This is a genomic window from Pantoea sp. IMH (assembly GCF_000599885.1).
Taxonomy (GTDB): Bacteria; Pseudomonadota; Gammaproteobacteria; order Enterobacterales; family Enterobacteriaceae; genus Erwinia.
Window position 1 is genome coordinate 298,393 of record NZ_JFGT01000005.1, and the last position, 17,696, is coordinate 316,088.

A 17,696-nucleotide genomic window follows, 5' to 3' on the forward strand; every position below is an offset into this window, starting at 1 on the left:
AGAACGTTTTTGCGCCTTGTCGCTGCTTCGCGTGGTTGGTAAAGTAAGCGGATTTTTAAATTCCGCCCCCAGCTTGCAGGATTATCCTTTAGTATGTTTAAAAAATTTCGTGGCATGTTTTCCAACGACTTGTCCATCGACCTGGGTACTGCCAATACCCTGATTTACGTAAAAGGACAGGGCATCGTTCTGAATGAGCCCTCTGTAGTCGCCATTCGTCAGGATCGTGCCGGCTCCCCAAAGAGCGTAGCGGCCGTGGGTCATGATGCAAAGCAGATGCTGGGACGAACCCCAGGTAACATCGCGGCCATTCGTCCGATGAAAGATGGCGTGATTGCCGATTTCTTCGTCACCGAAAAAATGCTTCAGCATTTTATCAAACAGGTTCACAGCAACAGCTTTATGCGGCCCAGCCCGCGTGTGCTGGTCTGCGTGCCGGTTGGCGCCACGCAGGTTGAACGCCGCGCCATCCGTGAATCAGCACAGGGCGCTGGCGCTCGCGAAGTGTTCCTGATTGAGGAACCGATGGCGGCCGCCATTGGCGCTGGCCTGCCCGTTTCCGAAGCGACAGGATCGATGGTCGTGGATATCGGCGGCGGAACAACGGAAGTGGCGGTGATCTCCCTGAACGGTGTGGTTTACTCCTCCTCTGTGCGTATCGGCGGTGACCGTTTCGATGAAGCCATCATTAATTATGTGCGCCGTAACTACGGTTCACTGATTGGTGAAGCGACGGCGGAACGCATCAAGCATGAGATTGGCTCTGCCTATCCGGGCGATGAAGTCCGTGAGATTGAAGTGCGCGGCCGTAACCTGGCGGAAGGCGTTCCCCGTGGCTTTACCCTGAATTCCAATGAAATCCTGGAAGCGCTGCAGGAGCCGCTGACCGGCATCGTCAGCGCGGTCATGGTCGCGCTTGAGCAGTGTCCACCAGAGCTGGCATCCGATATCTCCGAACGCGGTATGGTTCTGACCGGCGGTGGCGCTCTGCTGCGTAACCTCGATCGCCTGCTGATGGAAGAAACCGGTATTCCGGTTGTGGTCGCCGAAGATCCGCTGACCTGCGTGGCGCGTGGCGGCGGTAAAGCGTTGGAAATGATCGACATGCACGGCGGCGATTTGTTCAGCGAAGAATAATTTGCCCGAAGGAGCGCAGGTACGCTGCGCTCCTGTTGATGATGTCGAGGATAACGCCGAGTTTATGAAGCCAATCTTCAGCAGGGGGCCCTCCCTGCAGTTACGCTTGTTTTTAGCGGTTATAGTGGCAATAGGCGTCATCGTTGCCGATAGCCGAATGGGCGCTTTTACCAAAATTCGCACCTATATGGATACGGCGGTCAGCCCATTCTACTTTCTGGCCAACGGGCCACGTCAAATTCTGGACAGCGTTTCTGAAACGTTGGCCTCCCGCCAGCAGCTTGCGCTGGAAAATACCGCCCTCCACCGGGAACTGATGCTGAAAAACAGCGAGCTGCTGATGCTGGGACAGTTCAAGCAGGAGAATGCGCGCCTGCGCGAGTTGCTCGGTTCGCCGCTGCGTCAGGATGAGCAGAAAATGGTGACCCAGGTGATTTCAACCGGTACCGATCCTTATACCGAGCAGGTTGTGATTGATAAAGGCAGCCTCAGTGGCGTGTATGAAGGCCAGCCGGTAATAAGCGATAAAGGCGTGGTGGGTCAGGTGGTGGCGGTTGGCAAAATCACCAGCCGCGTTATGCTGATTTGTGACTCCTCCCATGCGCTGCCCATCCAGGTATTACGAAATGATATCCGCGTGATTGCCGCCGGTAACGGCTGCACGGAAGATTTGCAGCTGGAACACCTGCCGGGCAATACCGATATCCGCCCCGGCGACGTGTTAGTGACCTCCGGCCTCGGCGGTCGTTTCCCAGAAGGCTATCCGGTCGGCGTTGTCACTTCCGTCAAGCTGGATACACAGCGCGCCTACACAGTTATTCAGGCTCGCCCTACGGCAGGCCTGCAACGCTTGCGTTATCTGCTGCTGCTGTGGGGCGCCGATCGGAATGGCTCAATGCCAATGGCCCCCAACGAGGTACATCGTGTCGCCAATGAGCGTCTGATGCAGATGATGCCGCAGGTACTGCCAGCCGCCAGCGAACTGATGGGGCCGCCCGCACCGGCCTCACTCTCTGGCAGCGAAAGTGCGCCGGCAGCCGGTACGGCAGAGCGAAACGCACCAGCCTCATCGCCGCCTGGAGGTCAGCCTTGAGCAGCTATCGCAGCCACGGACGTTGGGTCATCTGGCTTTCATTTCTGGTCGCCCTGGTGTTGCAAATTATGCCCTGGCCGGAGCAGCTCTTTATGTTCCGGCCTTCCTGGCTGCTGCTGATACTGATTTACTGGACGCTCGCGTTACCTCATCGCGTGAATGTCGGCACGGGCTTTGTAATGGGATCTATAATGGATCTGATTTCTGGCTCGACGCTGGGCGTCCGTGCTCTCGCGCTTAGCATCATCGCTTACCTGGTGGCGTTTAAATTCCAGCTTTTCCGCAATCTGGCGCTCTGGCAGCAGGCGTTGATGGTGATGGTGCTCTCCCTGGCCATGGACGTTATTGTGTTCTGGGCAGAATTTTTAGTGATTGACGTTTCATTCCGTCCTGAAATTTTCTGGAGTAGCGTCATAGACGGTATTCTCTGGCCCTGGCTCTTCTTGCTGATGAGAAAAATACGCCGCCAGTTTGCCGTACAATAAGGATGATTATGGTATCCCTTTATCTGGCCTCTGGTTCTCCCCGCCGCCGCGAGCTGCTGACGCAGCTTGGCCTGCACTTCGAACGTTTATCCACGCAGATTGAAGAACAGAAGCAGCCTGACGAAGAAGCGGAAGCCTACGTCCGGCGCCTTGCGCGCGAAAAAGCGCAGGCCGGCGTGGCGGTAGCGGAGTGCGATTTACCGGTGCTGGGCGCCGATACCATCGTCGTGCTAAATGACGAAGTGCTGGAAAAGCCCGCCAGCGAGGCGGCGGCAGCGGCGATGCTGGCGAAACTTTCCGGACAAACCCACCGGGTAATGACCGCCGTTGCGCTGGCCGATCGCCATCAGCAGCTGGACTGCCTGACCATAACCGAAGTGACATTTCGCACGCTTACCGCTGAGGATATTGCCGCTTATATTGCCAGTGGTGAACCGATGGACAAAGCGGGCGGTTACGGTATTCAGGGCCTGGGCGGCAATTTTGTCCGCAAAATCAATGGAAGTTATCATGCCGTGGTCGGTCTGCCGCTGGTGGAAACCGCTGAGCTGCTCAGCCACTTCGAATCACTGCGTGAGGTGAGAAATCAACATGACGGCTGAACTGCTGGTGAATATCACTCCTTCGGAAACGCGCGTGGCCTATATCGTCGGCGGTATACTCCAGGAGATCCACATTGAGCGCGAAGCGCGGCGGGGAATTGTGGGCAATATCTACAAAGGCCGCGTCAGCCGCGTACTGCCGGGAATGCAGGCCGCATTTGTTGATATCGGTCTGGAAAAAGCCGCATTCCTGCACGCCTCAGATATCATGCCTCACACCGAGTGTGTCGCCGGAGATGAAAAGAAAAACTTTATCGTCCGGGATATCTCAGAGCTGGTCCGTCAGGGGCAGGATCTGATGGTGCAGGTGGTGAAAGATCCGCTGGGCACCAAGGGCGCACGCCTGACGACGGATATCACTCTGCCGTCGCGCTATCTGGTATTTATGCCCGGCGCATCGCATGTTGGCGTTTCGCAGCGTATAGAAAGTGAAGCAGAGCGTGAGCGCCTGAAGAAAGTGGTCTCATCTTATTGCGATGAACTGGGCGGCTATATTATCCGCACGGCTGCGGAAGGAGTGGGTGAGGTGGAGCTGGCGTCCGATGCGGCCTTCCTCAAACGGCTCTGGACGAAAGTTATCGAGCGTAAAAAGCGTAACCAGACGCGCTGTCGTCTTTACGGGGAAGTAGCGCTGTCGCAGCGTATACTGCGTGATTTTGCCGGCGCATCGCTTGATCGGGTCAGAATCGACTCACGCCAGAGCTTTGAACAGCTTTTAGAATTCACCGCTGAATATATTCCGGAAATGACGGATAAGCTGGAGCTGTACACCGGCAAGCAGCCTATATTTGATCTCTTCGACGTGGAAAATGAGATCCAGCGTTCGCTCGATCGCAAGGTAGAACTGAAGTCCGGCGGCTACCTGATCATCGATCAGACGGAGGCGATGACCACAATCGATATCAATACGGGCGCCTTTGTCGGGCATCGCAACCTGGACGAAACCATCTTCAATACCAATATTGAAGCGACCCAGGCTATCGCCCGGCAGCTTCGGTTACGTAATCTGGGCGGCATTATTATTATCGATTTTATCGATATGAATAATGAGGATCACCGCCGCCGCGTGCTGCATTCACTGGATCAGGCGCTGAGCAAAGATCGCGTGAAAACCAACATTAATGGCTTCTCTCAGCTTGGCCTGGTTGAGATGACGCGTAAGCGAACGCGGGAAAGTATTGAGCATGTGCTTTGCCACGATTGTCCGGTCTGTAAAGGCCGGGGAACGCTGAAAACGGTGGAAACTGTCTGCTATGAAATTATGCGCGAAATCGTCCGCGTCCATCACGCTTATGACTCAGATCGCTTTCTGGTTTATGTCTCTCCTGCCGTCGGTGAAGCGCTGAAGACCGATGAGTCGCATGCTCTGGCCGAAGTCGAAATATTTGTCGGTAAGCAGGTGAAGGTGCAAATTGAACCGCTCTATACTCAGGAGCAGTTCGATGTGGTGATGATGTAGTTTGGCACGCAACCACCGCCCCCGGCGGATGACAAGGAGAGGGAAGTGAGGCAACTGCCCAGGTTTCTGCTGCTGGCTGGCGCGATAGCGGTGGTCATTATTGCGCTACTGGTCAGCGGGCTGCGTCTGATAATGCCGCATATGAATAGCTGGCGCGAACCTATACTTCAGCAGATTTCCGCCTCGTCTGGCGTTCCGGTACAGGCCAGCGCGCTCAACGGACGCTGGGAGAATTTCGGCCCGGTGCTTGATATCACCGAGCTGGCCGTCGATCTGAAGGAGAAAGGCGCGCTAAAAGTCGGTCGCATTTCACTGGCGCTCGACCTCTGGCAGTCGCTGCTTCACTGGCGCTGGCAGTTCCGCGATCTCACTTTCTACCAGCTTGATCTGTTGATGAATACGCCGCTCACTTCAGGCGAAGGCAATAAATTAGAGCTTAAACCCGGTCAGTTCAGTGACCTTTTTCTCCGGCAATTCGATCACTTCGATCTGCGCAACAGCCAGATCCGCTTTCTGACGCCTTCCGGCCAGCGCAGCCTTCTCGATATCCCGCAGCTGACCTGGCTGAACGAGAAAGCCCGTCACCGGGCAGAAGGTGTGGTCAGTCTTTCCAGCCTGACGGGCCAGCATGGCGAGGTTCAGGTACGCCTGGACTTGAGTGACAGCAATGGCTATCTCGATACTGGCCGCGTCTGGATGCAGGCGGAGGATGTGGATGTGCGTCCCTGGCTGGGAGAGTGGATGCGTGACAATACCAGCCTTGAACGCGCTCGTTTCAGCCTTGCGGCCTGGATGAGCCTGCAGGACGGCGAGATCCACGAGGGCGATATCCTGCTTAAAAAAGGTGGCGCGAGCTGGCAGGGAGATCGGCAGCCGCACACGCTTACCGTCGATAACGTCGCCGCGCATATCAGCCGTTTCCAGCAGGGTTGGCGTATCCACCTGCCGCAAACCAACCTGGTCACCGACGGGAAGGCCTGGCCAGATGGTCAGTTTTCCCTGCTGTGGCTGCCCCATAAAGGGAAGCAGGAGAACGACGAGGTGCGCGTTCGCGCCACTAATCTGGAGATTGCACGCCTCGATCCGCTGATCCCGCTCTTTGCCAAACTGAGTCCAAAACTGCTGGAAAACTGGCGTGCGCTCCAGCCAGAAGGCCGGCTGCAATCGCTGGCGGTAGATATTCCGCCCGGTCAGCCGGCGCTCAGTCGCTTTCAGGCGCGCTGGAAGGATATAAGCTGGAAGCACTGGCAAGTGCTGCCAGGGATGCAGCACTTCAGCGGATCGCTGACCGGCGGTGTTGCTAATGGCCGGCTTGATTTCAACCTCCGTGATGCCAGCTTGCCTTACGGCAGCATGTTTCGCGCACCGCTGGAAATCCAGCAGGCCAGCGGCGCGATCCACTGGCAAAATGCGCAGGGCCACCTCAATCTGAGCGGTGAGCAACTGGAGGTTCAGGCCCGCTCTTTACATGCAAAGGGTGACTTCAACTGGGCGCAAACTGAAGGTCAGGCGCCGCGGCTCGATATTCTGGCGGGTATTAATCTCACCGATGCGGCCGACGCCTGGCGATACTTTCCCGAACCCCTGATGGGAACCTCGCTGGTGGATTACCTGAGTGGCGCGATTAAAGGTGGTGAGGTCAATAATGCCACGCTGCTTTTTGCCGGTAACCCACAGCTTTTCCCGTTTACCCATAATGATGGCATGTTCCAGGTCTGGGTGCCTTTGAAGCAGGCAACCTACCAGTTTCAGCCCGGCTGGCCGGCGATTGAAGATTTCGATATCGATCTGAATTTTATTAACGATGGCCTCTGGATGAAAACGGAAGATGCGAAGCTCGGCAAGGTGCAGGGCAGAAACATTTCGGTGACAATCCCTGACTACCTGCAGGAAAAGCTGATTGTCGATGGTGAGGTCAGTGGCGCGGGCCACGAAGTGGGCGCTTATTTCAACCAGACCCCCCTGAAATCCTCGCTCGGCGCGGCGCTCGAACAGCTGCAAATTGGCGGTGATGTAAGTGGTCACTTGCATCTTGATATCCCGCTGGATGGGGAACAGGTTCATGCGACCGGTGACGTTAATCTTGATAACAACGCTCTTTTTATCAAGCCGCTGGACAGCACCATAAAAAATCTCAATGGTCGCTTCACTTATGACAATGGCGATCTGCAAAGCGGACCGCTGAGCGCCAGCTGGTTCGGCCAGCCGATTGACGTCAGCTTTAACACCCGTGAAGAGGCGAAAAACTACCAGATTGGCGTTGATGTTAAGGGAAACTGGCGGCCGGGAGAAATGCCCGTTATTCCTGCAGCGGTTCGGGCTAAGCTGGACGGCAACGCCAACTGGCAAAGCCACGTTATGATTGCGCTTCCTCATAATGGCGGGGCAAATTATCAGGTTGAACTGGGCGGGGAACTGAAGAATGTAAGTAGTCGCTTACCGTCACCCTTAGCAAAAGCGCCAGGGACATCAATGCCGCTTCAGGCGTCGGTAAAAGGGGATCTGAATGCCTTCACGCTGAGCGGCGCACTGGCGGACACCCACCGTTTCAACAGCCGGTGGCTGCTGGGTAAGCAGCTCAGAATCGATCGCGGCATCTGGGAAAACGATACGAAGCAGATGCCCTCTTTGCCAGACTATCACGGGATGATACTCAATCTGCCACCGATAGACGGAGAAGCTCTGCTGGGTTTATTCAGCCAGGGAGCAGGAAACGGCGGCAGCGGGCTGGAAACCGGTAAAGCTTTTCTTCCTGGCGCGCTCCAGGTCCGTACGCCAGCGTTGTCGCTGGGCGGGCAGCAGTGGCGTAATCTGGACGCGACGCTTAGCGAGGGAATCTCAGGCGAGACGACTATTACGCTGAAAGGGAAAGAGATTGACGGCACACTGCGTATGCCTGAGCGTCAGCCATGGAATGCCCATCTTAACTATCTCTATTACAATCCTCAGTGGGCAGCGGCTAAGGGCACCTCGCCTTTACCCACTGGTGATACCAGCATCGACTTTAGCGGCTGGCCTGCGCTAAACCTGGCCTGCGATGAGTGCTGGATCCGTGGGCAGAAGCTTGGCCGGATAAACGCCGATCTCACGCATACCAGCGATACGCTGACGCTGGCAAACGGCCTGATAGATACGGGCAGCGCACGCCTGACGCTTAACGGCGAGTGGGTGAACCGCCCGGACGCGCCGCGTACGGCGCTAAAAGGGGTGCTGAGCGGGAAAAAAATCAGCGATGCGACTGCCTGGTTCGGTCTTTCAACGCCGCTGCGCGACGCCGCGTTCCATGTTGATTACGATCTTCACTGGCAGTCCGCGCCCTGGCAGCCTTCGGAGGAGACGCTCAGTGGCGTCCTGAAAACCCGCTTCGGCAACGGGCATATCGCCGATGTTAACACCGGTCGGGCGGGTCAGCTGTTACGCCTGGTGAGCTTCGATGCGCTACTTCGCAAACTGCGGCTCGATTTCAGCGACACCTTTGGTCAGGGTTTTTACTTCGATTCGATTACCGGCACGGCCTGGATTGAAAAAGGCGTTATGCGCACGGATAACCTGCTGGTGGATGGCCTTGAGGCGGACATTGCCATGCAGGGAAAGATCAATCTGGTAAAACGTCAGATCGATATGGAGGCGACTGTTGCACCAGAGCTATCTGCCACGGTCGGCGTGGCGGCGGCGTTTGTGGTTAACCCGGTAGTGGGTGCTGCCGTCTTTGCCGCCAGCAAGGTACTGGGTCCGGTGTGGAATAAAATCTCGCTGCTGCGCTACCGCATTTCCGGGCCGCTTGACCAGCCCCGGATTGACGAAGTGCTGCGCGAGCCTCGCGAAAAGCGCGAGAAGTGAATTTGACGTGACCGGGGAATTGCCTCAGGCTATAGAAATGCGACGCCAGCTGCGACTGGCTCCTCCAAACAGAGCGAGAATTCATGAGTCTGAATCTGGTAAGTGAGCAGTTACTGACTGCTAATAATATTCATCAGCAGGATCTCTTCTCCCTGCTCGGTCAGCTGTCCGAACGTAAGCTGGATTACGCCGATCTCTATTTCCAGTCCAGCTTCCACGAATCATGGGTACTGGAAGACCGCATAATTAAAGATGGTTCCTGGAACATCGATCAGGGCGTGGGCGTGCGTGCCATTAGCGGAGAAAAAACCGGTTTCGCTTACGCTGACCAGATTACCCTCACTGCTCTGACCCAGAGCGCTACCGCCGCCCGGAGCATCGTCCGTGAGATGGGGAATGGGCAATCCCATACGCTGGGTGCCGTGGTCAATCGTCCGCTTTATCCGGCGATTGACCCGCTGCAAAGCCTGACCCGTGAAGCGAAAATCGACTTGCTGCATCGTGTCGATAAGGCGGCGCGCGCTGCGGATAAACGCGTGCAGGAAGTCAGCGCCAGCCTGAGCGGCGTCTATGAACTGATTCTGGTGGCGGCGACCGATGGTACGCTGGCAACCGATGTTCGCCCGCTGGTCCGTCTCTCTGTCAGCGTACAGGTGGAGGAAAACGGCAAGCGTGAGCGGGGCGCCAGCGGCGGTGGCGGGCGTTTCGGTTATGAGTTTTTCCTGGCGGATGAGTCGGGCGAAATGCGCGCGGAAGCCTGGGCGCGTGAAGCCGTGCGTATGGCGCTGGTCAATCTCAGCGCGGTTGCGGCGCCGGCCGGGACGCTTCCCGTAGTGCTGGGCGCGGGCTGGCCTGGCGTGCTGCTGCATGAAGCGGTAGGACACGGTCTGGAAGGTGACTTCAACCGCCGGGGTACCTCGGTCTTCAGCGGACAGATGGGACAGCTGGTGGCGTCAGAACTCTGTACCGTGGTGGACGATGGCACGCTGGAAGGCCTTCGCGGTTCGCTGGCGGTAGATGATGAAGGTGTGCCGGGTCAGTATAACGTGCTGATCGAGAAGGGTATCCTGAAGGGCTATATGCAGGACAAGCTCAATGCCCGCCTGATGGGCGTCAAGCCTACCGGAAACGGCCGTCGTGAATCTTATGCGCATTTGCCGATGCCGCGTATGACCAACACCTATATGCTCGGCGGCCAGTCGACGCCGCAGGAAATCATTGAAAGCGTTGAATATGGCCTTTACGCGCCGAACTTTGGCGGTGGGCAGGTGGATATCACCTCTGGAAAATTTGTCTTCTCAACGTCAGAAGCCTATCTGATTGAGAACGGCAAAGTCACTAAACCGGTGAAAGGCGCCACGCTGATTGGTTCCGGTATTGAGGCGATGCAGCAGATTTCGATGGTCGGTAACGACCTGGCGCTGGATAAAGGCGTCGGCGTCTGCGGTAAAGAGGGGCAGAGCCTGCCGGTCGGTGTGGGTCAGCCCACGCTGAAGCTGGATAAGCTGACCGTCGGCGGCACGGCCTGATGTAATCCCACTTCCCGCCAGCGGTTAAAAACCGTTACTGCAAGCAAGCGCGAAATTTCCCGCGCTTGCTTTACATCTCCTTCGGATTACCAGCGCACTGGCACAACACCATTTCTGACAGATGTCCGCTATTCCTGACGAAACTCCTTATAAATTTCCGCCACCCGGTCAAAATAGTCCGTCAGGTAGTTAAGACAGACCTGCACTTTCAGCGGCAGTTTATCTTTCTGGGTATATACCGCATAAACCGGACGCGGATCGGACTGATAGCGGGTAAACAGGATCTCGACCTTGCCCGCGTTAATTTCGTCGATAACCCACATCAGCGGAAGATAGGCGATACCGGCTCCGGCAACCAGCCAGCGGATCAGCGTCTGTGAATCATTGGTGGCGAAGCGACCCTGCGGTGACAGCCGGATAGCGATGCCTTCCGGCGCGGTCAGCTCAAAATCGTTATCGGGCCTTACGCTATATTGCAGCCAGCTGAATTTGCTGATATCTGAAGGTTTTTCCGGCGTACCATGCTGCGTCAGATAGCTTTTTGCTGCGCAGACGACCATCGGCATTGAACCCAGCCGGCGGGAAAACAAGCTGGAGTCCTGTAAGGATCCTACCCTGATGATCAGATCCAGGCCGTCAGCGATCAGATCCGGCGCCGGGCTGCCGGTAACCAGGTTAACCGTCAGGCCCGGATACTCTTTCAGCATCTCCGCCGTCATGGTTGCCAGCACGTTCTGCGCCATGGTGGAAGAGCTGCCGATGCGCAGCGTGCCGATCGGCGTATTGTTAAATGCATAGAGCTGTTCATGCACTTGCTGAGCTTCAGACATCATCCGCCGGCAGCCCTGAAAATAAATTTTTCCTGCTTCGGTCAGGCCGATGCTGCGCGTGCTGCGGTTAAGCAGTTTTACCTGAAGTTCATCTTCCAGTCTGGCTACGGTCTGGCTGACGGCGGAGACGCTCATGCCCATACGCTGAGCCGCTGCGGTAAAAGAACCCAGTTCCACCACCCGCGCGAAAACGGACATGCCTTTAAGTCTTTCCATTATTAAGCCTGGCTTAAAAGTGATTTAGATCACGTTTGGGTGTAAAGATATAGTCAACCACGTTACTATAGCACCGCCGGGTTACCTTTCCGTAACCCCACTCGCCTGAGAGTCCGTACCTGAATACGCTATTATTCATTGTACGCTTCAAATGATTATCTGACTGTTCAGGCGTCAACCCGCCATCATCAGCCTATAACACCGCCATCGCCGAGAGCAGGAAGGCGGCTTTTTGGTGGCAAAAGGTGAGTCCGGTAAGACTGACAAGGATAAGAGATGAGTGTGCTTCCGGTTATAGTAATATTTGGGCTTTCTTTTCCGCCCATTTTCTTTGAAATCATTGTGTCGTTGATGCTGTTCTGGCTGGTGCGCAGACTGATTACGCCGACCGGCATCTATGACCTGGTCTGGCATCCTGCCCTTTTTAATACAGCCCTGTACTGCTGCCTGTTCTATCTGGTTTCCCGATTGTTCGTTTGAGGTCATAGTGAAAGCGCTAACTAGAAAAATTTCCCGGTACGCCATAACGCTTATTCTGGTCATGGTTGCTGTCATCGTTATTTTCCGCGCCTGGGTGTTTTATACCGAATCACCCTGGACGCGCGATGCCAAATTTACGGCTGATGTTGTGGCTATTGCGCCAGACGTGAGCGGATTGATCACCGACGTGCGCGTTCATGACAATCAGCTGGTCAAAAAAGACCAGGTGCTGTTTGTGGTCGATCAGCCGCGCTATCAGCAGGCGCTGGCGCAGGCTGAAGCCGACGTGGCCTATTATCAGGCGCTGGTGACTGAAAAACGGCGTGAAGCCTCACGCCGCAACCGGCTGGGCGCTTCCGTCATGTCCCGCGAAGCCGTTGAACAGGCGAACAATGATTACCAGACATCTGAGCATCAGCTGGCGAAAGCTGTGGCAACGCGCGATACCGCAAAGCTTGATCTGGAACGTACGCAGGTCAAAGCGCCTGCGGATGGCTGGGTGACCAACCTTAACGTCTACCGCGGAGAGTTTATTACCCGTGGCGCGACCGCGGTGGCATTGGTACAGCAGCATACCTTTTATGTTCTGGCCTATATGGAAGAAACCAAGCTTGATGGCATACGTCCGGGCTACCGTGCAGAAATTACGCCATTGGGCAGCAACCGCGTATTGCACGGCACCGTTGACAGCATTGCAGCGGGCATCACCAACAGTAGCAGTACCATTGACAGCAAAGGCATGGCCACTATCGATTCCAATCTCGAATGGGTTCGTCTGGCACAGCGCGTTCCCGTGCGTATCCGCCTTGATGAACAACAGGGTAATCTCTATCCGTCTGGCACCACCGCGACGGTAGTGGTGACGGGAGAGAAGGATCGCCAGATCAAAGACATGTCGCCGATGATGAAGTTGATGCATCGCCTGCGTGAGTTCGGCTAAGCAGAGGCGCGTTATGCAGTGGTATCGTCTGCGATTTCCAATCAAGCTCACCGTGGCGATTTTGCTGGCGCTGCTGATTGGCTTTCACTTCAATCTTGAAACGCCCCGCTGGGCGGTGATGACGGCCTGTATTGTGGCGGGCGGCACGGCGTTTGCGGCGGGTGGAGACCCTTTCTCCGGGGCGTTGCGCCACCGCGGTATGCTGCGCATTATTGGCACCTTTATTGGCTGTATCGCCGCGCTCGCGATTATCATCGCCACCATTCGTGCGCCGGTCGTGATGCTGCTGCTTTGCTGCCTGTGGGCGGGCTTTTGCGTCTGGCTCTCCTCGCTTATCAGGGTGGAGAACTCCTATGCGTTGGGGCTGGCGGGCTACACGGCGCTGATCATTGTGGTCAGCGTGAATGCGCAGGGCTCCCTGCTGGTGGCACCGCAATTTGCCGTTGAGCGGTGCAGCGAAATTATTATTGGCATCGTCAGTGCCATTCTGGCCGATATGCTGTTTTCACCGCGCACGATCAAAAAAGATATCGACCGTGAGATCGAAAGCCTGCTGGTGGATCACTACAAGCTGATGCAGCTTTGCGTCGCCCATGGTGATAAAGAGGAAGTGGATAAAGCATGGACCAGTCTGGTCCGCCGGACAACGGCACTGAACGGGATGCGTACCCATCTGATGATGGAGTCTGGCCGCTGGCAGAAAGCCGAGCGCCGGATGCGCGCGCTGAACACGCTTTCGTTGACGCTGATCACTCAGGCCACTGAAACATTTCTTATTCAAAACACCCGTAAAGATTATGTCCCTCCTCAGTTTCATCTTTTCTTTGAAAAGCCCGTCGAAAATATTGGGGATATTCATAAGCGGATGAAGATTATGCGCCGCGTGATCACCGCAAGCGGCAGTAAAAATACGCCGTTGACCATCACAAACTGGGTGGGTGCCGCCTCACGTTATCTTCTGCTGATGAAGGGCATTCACACGAATAGCAGCATTAGCCGGCTGGAAGAAGAGGTGCTTAACGACGAGCCGGTAGTGAAAATGCGCTCCGCTGAAACGCAGCATGCGCTGGTAAATGGCATCCGCACCTTTGTGGCGACCGCCATCGGCTCGCTGTTCTGGCTCTGGACAGGCTGGACCTCAGGCAGCGGCGCGATGGTGATGCTGGCCGTTATTACCGCGCTGGCGATGCGTATGCCGAATCCGCTGATGATGGCCAAAGACTTCCTTTACGGCATGATTGTCGCCATCCCGCTGGGATCGCTCTACTTTATGTTCATTATGCCTGCAACGCAGCAAAGCATGCTGCTGCTCTGTATTTCACTTGGCGTCATGGCGTTTATCAGTGGGCTGCTGATCCAGCGCCGGCAGATAGGCTCCGTCGGCGCGCTGGTGGGCACCATCAATGTGCTGACGCTGGATAACCCCATGACGTTCCACGTCAACGTGTTCCTGGATAATGTGCTGGGTCAGGCGATAGGCGCATTTCTGGCGCTGATGGTGATTTTGCTTATCCGCGATACATCAAAAGCGCGCATTGGCCGTACGCTGCTGAACCGTTTTATGTATGCGGCAGTTTCTGCCATGACCACGAATCAGGCAAGGCGGCGCGAAAATCATCTTCCGGCGCTCTATCAGCAGCTGTTTATGCTGCTGAATATGTTTCCCGGCGATATCAATAAATACCGCATCGCGCTGACGCTGATCATCGGCCACCAGCGCCTGCGCAATGCCGATATTCCCGTCAACAGTGACCTTTCCGCGTTCCATAAACAGCTTCGCCATACCGCCGACAGGGTGATTTCCGCAGGCAGTGATGCGAAACGGCTTAAATACTTTAAACGTCTGTTAACCGAGCTTGATATCTACCAGGAAAAGCTCCGCCAGTATGAAGCGCCGCTTAGCGTAACCGAACCGGTAGAACGTCTGGCGGTTATGCTGAGAAAATATCAGAACACCCTCGTCCAAATCTGAGTTAATGCTGATACCTGCACCTGCACCTGCACCTGCACCTGCACCTGCAGGTGTCAGCACTTTCCCATTTTCGTTTCTCCTCATCGGGTTCATACAGAGAAAAGTGCGCCATCTATACTTATCTCTCAGGATGACTCACCAAACAGGAGAAAAAAATGAAGCAGACCAACCTCCAGGAGCACGAACTTTTCCAGACGGGCTATTTTGCGGGCGGTGAATGGCGCGACTGCGATACGACTTTCGACGTACTTAATCCGGCTACCGGAGAGGTTATTGCGCAAGTTGCCCGGGCGGGCAAACGCGAAACGGAACAGGCAATCGCCGCGGCGGCGCAGGCTTTCCCTGCCTGGCGGGCGAAAACGGCAAAAGAGCGCAGTGAAATCCTTTACCGCTGGTATCAGCTGATTATCGACAACAAGGCCTGGCTTGGGACATTAATGACGGCGGAACAGGGCAAGCCGGTCAGCGAAGCTGAAGGCGAAGTGGAGTACGCCGCCAGCTTTATTCAGTGGTTTGCCGAAGAGGCCAAACGGGCGAACGGCGAAATTATTCCACCTGCAAAGGCGGGCTCCCGCATTCTTGCGGCACGCGAACCTGTAGGCGTGGTCGCGGCCATTACGCCCTGGAACTTCCCTATGGCGATGCTGACCCGCAAGCTGGGGCCTGCGCTGGCCGCAGGCTGTACGGGCATTATCAAACCTGCCAATAATACGCCGCTCTCCGCCTTTTCCCTGCTGGCACTGGCGAAAAAAGCAGGCGTTCCTGATGGTGTGCTGAATGCGGTTGCTGGGGATACCCAGGCGATCAGCGATGCCATTATGGCCAGTAAAGCCGTCCGGAAAATCTCTTTCACCGGTTCAACCCAGGTAGGAAAATTGCTGATGCGCAACGCCGCCGACACCATGAAGAAAGTGTCAATGGAACTGGGCGGCAATGCACCTTACATCGTGTTTGAGGATGCGGATATTGATGCTGCCGTTAAAGGTGCCATCGCCAACAAATTCCGCAATGCCGGGCAGGTCTGCGTCAGTGTTAACCGCTTCTATATTCATAATGCGGTTTACGAACGCTTCATCACCCAACTGGGTGAAGAGGTCGCTAAGCTGAAAGTCGGTAACGGCATGGAGGATGGCGTGGTGGTTGGGCCGCTGATCGAAGCCGCCGCCGTTGAGAAAGTCGAGGAGCATGTGAAGGATGCCGTGGCTAAAGGGGGACGGATAGTGACGGGCGGCGCTCGTCATGCCCTGGGCGGTAACTTCTGGCAGCCAACCGTTATCGCCGAAGCCAGTGAAAAGATGCAGCTGGCCGGCGAAGAGACTTTCGGGCCTGTCGCCGCCTGTTTCCGTTTTGATGATGAAGAGGAGGTTATCCGTCGTGCCAATGATACCGAGTTCGGCTTAGCCGCCTATTTCTATACGCAAAATTTACAGCGTGTATTCCGCGTGGCGGCGGCGCTGGAAAGCGGCATGATCGGTATTAATGAGTGTGCGGTTTCGACCGAGCTCGCGCCCTTTGGCGGCGTGAAAGAATCCGGGCTGGGGCGAGAAGGATCGGTGCTGGGACTGGAAGAATATATGGAAGTAAAAGCCCTGCATATTGGGGGATTGTGACTGAAAGGGCGGCCTGCGGGCTGCCCGGCGTTTGACTTGCGGAGCGGCCAGGATGAGAACCGGGCGTTCTGATTTTGATGCCGTCACCGGTCAGGCACATTTTTATCGCCGGGTCAGCGAGCGTTTTGCCCTGGCGGGTGGAAAAGTAGCCGATTCAGATATGTTGTGGGAGGCGGTAATGGCGGTGCCGATGCCACTCGAAATTGCATTCGTTCATTTAGGCAGCGGGCAAAAAAGGCGCTACGGCGCGCTGATGCTGTTGTTTGATGAAGTGGAAGAAGTGCCGGAAGGCCAGTTTCGTTTAAACATCCGTTAACGAACGAAAAAAAGGCCCCGGCAAGCGAGGCCAAAAGGTTCGTCATACTGACGAGGAATGACCGGGATAGCTAAGCGGTCAACGGCCAGCTATCGTCAGTACTTTTGACAAGATACCCCTGGCTGGCCTCTTGCCTGCCGGAACTTCACCTCAACATTCCGTTTTTCTACTACGGAGACGGAATGCCAGTAACATAACAAACGTTACTTATAAAGTTCAGCGGTCGCGTGATAGTTGCCGTTGGTGTAAGCCTCTATAACGCGGTAATAACTGGCGCCTTTTGCATCGGCTTTCTGGGACAGCTGCTGGCGGATATCCATTGGCACCGCGTCGATGCCGCTTACGCTGATAGTCCCTACAGACTGCAGATGCTGATTAGCAGCCTGCTCATTAGTAATTAATTCAGCTGCGCTGGCGCCAAAAGTCAGGGCGGCTGTCAGGCTCATGACAGCAATAGCGATAGTGGTTTTCATTGTGATACTCCAGAAGTTTTCACGGTAACCAAAGGGTTATGCAACGGTTTTTATTCTTGGTGTTACCGTGTGGTTTTACGCATTCGATCTGTTTGCCGACGTGCGGCGTTATTTATAAAGCTTAGCGGTCGCGTGATAGTTACCGTTGTTATAGGCTTCGACAATATGGTAAGCGGTAGCGCCCTGCGCATCAGCTTTCTGATCCAACGCATTGTGGATATCCATTGGTGAACCCGCGATGCCGCTAACGGTAATAGTGCCCACAGGCTGCATGCTTTGCGCGCGCTCTGCGCTGATGGAATCGGCAGCAAAAGCGCCAAATGAAAGGGTGGAAAGCAGGCTTATCGCGGCAACGGTTGTTTTGATGTTCATGGTTTTTTTCCTCGTCTCTGTTTTTATCGTTTAATTAGTGTGACCTGCGTCACGAAAAGAAGTATAGATCTAATAACGGTAAAAATTAATAGTCTGCTAATAATAAAATATCGCGGTAAAAGCCAAAATAGGGTTTTTTAATAACGCAAGGTTATAAAAAACGCCTGGAATTTGTTCTGACGATGTTAAATACACGTAAAAACAGCAGGATATGTTGATTTATCCATTTGTGCTTTTATTTATGGTTGATCGTGCTGCTTGCTGAGGTGTGGGATGTGGATATTGCTTTCACACGATCCTGAAGCAGTTGAATATGCTGTTAAGAGGAGGAAGCCTGGAAAG

General features: G+C 55.3%; 15 protein-coding genes. 12 read left to right on the plus strand and 3 right to left on the minus strand.

Annotated elements, in window-relative coordinates; genetic code table 11:
- Positions 1-93: 93 nt before the first annotated feature.
- The 7 genes from mreB to tldD all read left to right on the plus strand — a co-directional run bounded on the left by mreB (position 94) and on the right by tldD (position 10,145).
- Positions 94-1,137 carry a rod shape-determining protein MreB gene (mreB, locus tag EA20_RS0109655; RefSeq protein ID WP_003855260.1) on the plus strand — a complete coding sequence of 348 codons (1,044 nt, stop codon included), beginning with the start codon at positions 94-96 and terminating at the stop codon, positions 1,135-1,137.
- 64 nt (positions 1,138-1,201) lie between these two features.
- Entirely contained in the window at positions 1,202-2,230 is a 1,029-nt protein-coding gene (gene mreC, locus EA20_RS0109660; RefSeq protein ID WP_024966627.1) for a rod shape-determining protein MreC, read from the plus strand.
- A complete protein-coding gene (gene mreD / locus EA20_RS0109665) occupies positions 2,227-2,715 on the plus strand; it encodes a rod shape-determining protein MreD (RefSeq protein ID WP_024966628.1) in 489 nt (162 codons plus the stop codon). Before mreC ends, mreD begins: the two co-directional genes overlap by 4 nt.
- Positions 2,716-2,723: 8 nt before the next feature.
- Positions 2,724-3,317, plus strand: a complete 594-nt coding sequence (locus EA20_RS0109670) for a nucleoside triphosphate pyrophosphatase (RefSeq protein ID WP_024966629.1) — start codon at positions 2,724-2,726, stop codon at positions 3,315-3,317.
- Positions 3,307-4,776, plus strand: a complete 1,470-nt coding sequence (gene rng / locus EA20_RS0109675; protein WP_024966630.1) for a ribonuclease G — start codon at positions 3,307-3,309, stop codon at positions 4,774-4,776. The genes EA20_RS0109670 and rng overlap by 11 nt, the downstream gene beginning before the upstream one ends.
- 45 nt (positions 4,777-4,821) lie before the next feature.
- Positions 4,822-8,616, plus strand: a complete 3,795-nt coding sequence (gene yhdP, locus EA20_RS0109680; RefSeq protein ID WP_024966631.1) for an AsmA2 domain-containing protein YhdP — start codon at positions 4,822-4,824, stop codon at positions 8,614-8,616.
- Positions 8,617-8,699: 83 nt separating this feature from the next.
- Positions 8,700-10,145, plus strand: coding sequence for a metalloprotease TldD (gene tldD, locus EA20_RS0109685; protein ID WP_024966632.1), 1,446 nt, complete (start codon positions 8,700-8,702; stop codon positions 10,143-10,145).
- A gap of 128 nt (positions 10,146-10,273) precedes the next feature.
- Here the strand turns inward: tldD and aaeR are convergent, their stop codons facing one another.
- Entirely contained in the window at positions 10,274-11,191 is a 918-nt protein-coding gene (gene aaeR, locus EA20_RS0109690; RefSeq protein ID WP_024966633.1) for an HTH-type transcriptional activator AaeR, read from the minus strand.
- A gap of 276 nt (positions 11,192-11,467) precedes the next feature.
- On the opposite strand from aaeR, the gene aaeX reads away from it, so the two are divergent.
- From aaeX to EA20_RS0109715, 5 genes are all read left to right on the plus strand, one after another.
- Complete coding sequence (gene aaeX, locus EA20_RS0109695; RefSeq protein ID WP_024966634.1) at positions 11,468-11,671, plus strand: p-hydroxybenzoic acid efflux pump operon protein AaeX; 204 nt, start codon at positions 11,468-11,470, stop codon at positions 11,669-11,671.
- A gap of 7 nt (positions 11,672-11,678) precedes the next feature.
- Positions 11,679-12,611: a p-hydroxybenzoic acid efflux pump subunit AaeA gene (gene aaeA, locus EA20_RS0109700; RefSeq protein WP_024966635.1), complete on the plus strand. Its 933-nt coding sequence runs from the start codon at positions 11,679-11,681 to the stop codon at positions 12,609-12,611.
- 13 nt (positions 12,612-12,624) lie between these two features.
- Positions 12,625-14,583 (plus strand): p-hydroxybenzoic acid efflux pump subunit AaeB, encoded by a 1,959-nt coding sequence (gene aaeB / locus EA20_RS0109705; RefSeq protein ID WP_024966636.1) that lies wholly within the window; start codon positions 12,625-12,627, stop codon positions 14,581-14,583.
- Positions 14,584-14,738: 155 nt separating this feature from the next.
- A complete protein-coding gene (locus tag EA20_RS0109710) occupies positions 14,739-16,193 on the plus strand; it encodes an NAD-dependent succinate-semialdehyde dehydrogenase (protein ID WP_024966637.1) in 1,455 nt (484 codons plus the stop codon).
- 52 nt (positions 16,194-16,245) lie between these two features.
- The gene (locus EA20_RS0109715) at positions 16,246-16,509 is read left to right on the plus strand and encodes a hypothetical protein (protein WP_024966638.1); all 264 of its coding nucleotides are present in this window, start codon (positions 16,246-16,248) and stop codon (positions 16,507-16,509) included.
- Between the two features lie 203 nt (positions 16,510-16,712).
- Here the strand turns inward: EA20_RS0109715 and yhcN (EA20_RS0109720) are convergent, their stop codons facing one another.
- Positions 16,713-16,982 carry a peroxide/acid stress response protein YhcN gene (gene yhcN, locus EA20_RS0109720; protein ID WP_024966639.1) on the minus strand — a complete coding sequence of 90 codons (270 nt, stop codon included), beginning with the start codon at positions 16,980-16,982 and terminating at the stop codon, positions 16,713-16,715.
- Positions 16,983-17,090: 108 nt separating this feature from the next.
- Positions 17,091-17,354 (minus strand): peroxide/acid stress response protein YhcN, encoded by a 264-nt coding sequence (yhcN, locus tag EA20_RS0109725; RefSeq protein WP_024966640.1) that lies wholly within the window; start codon positions 17,352-17,354, stop codon positions 17,091-17,093.
- Between the last annotated feature and the right edge of the window lie 342 nt (positions 17,355-17,696).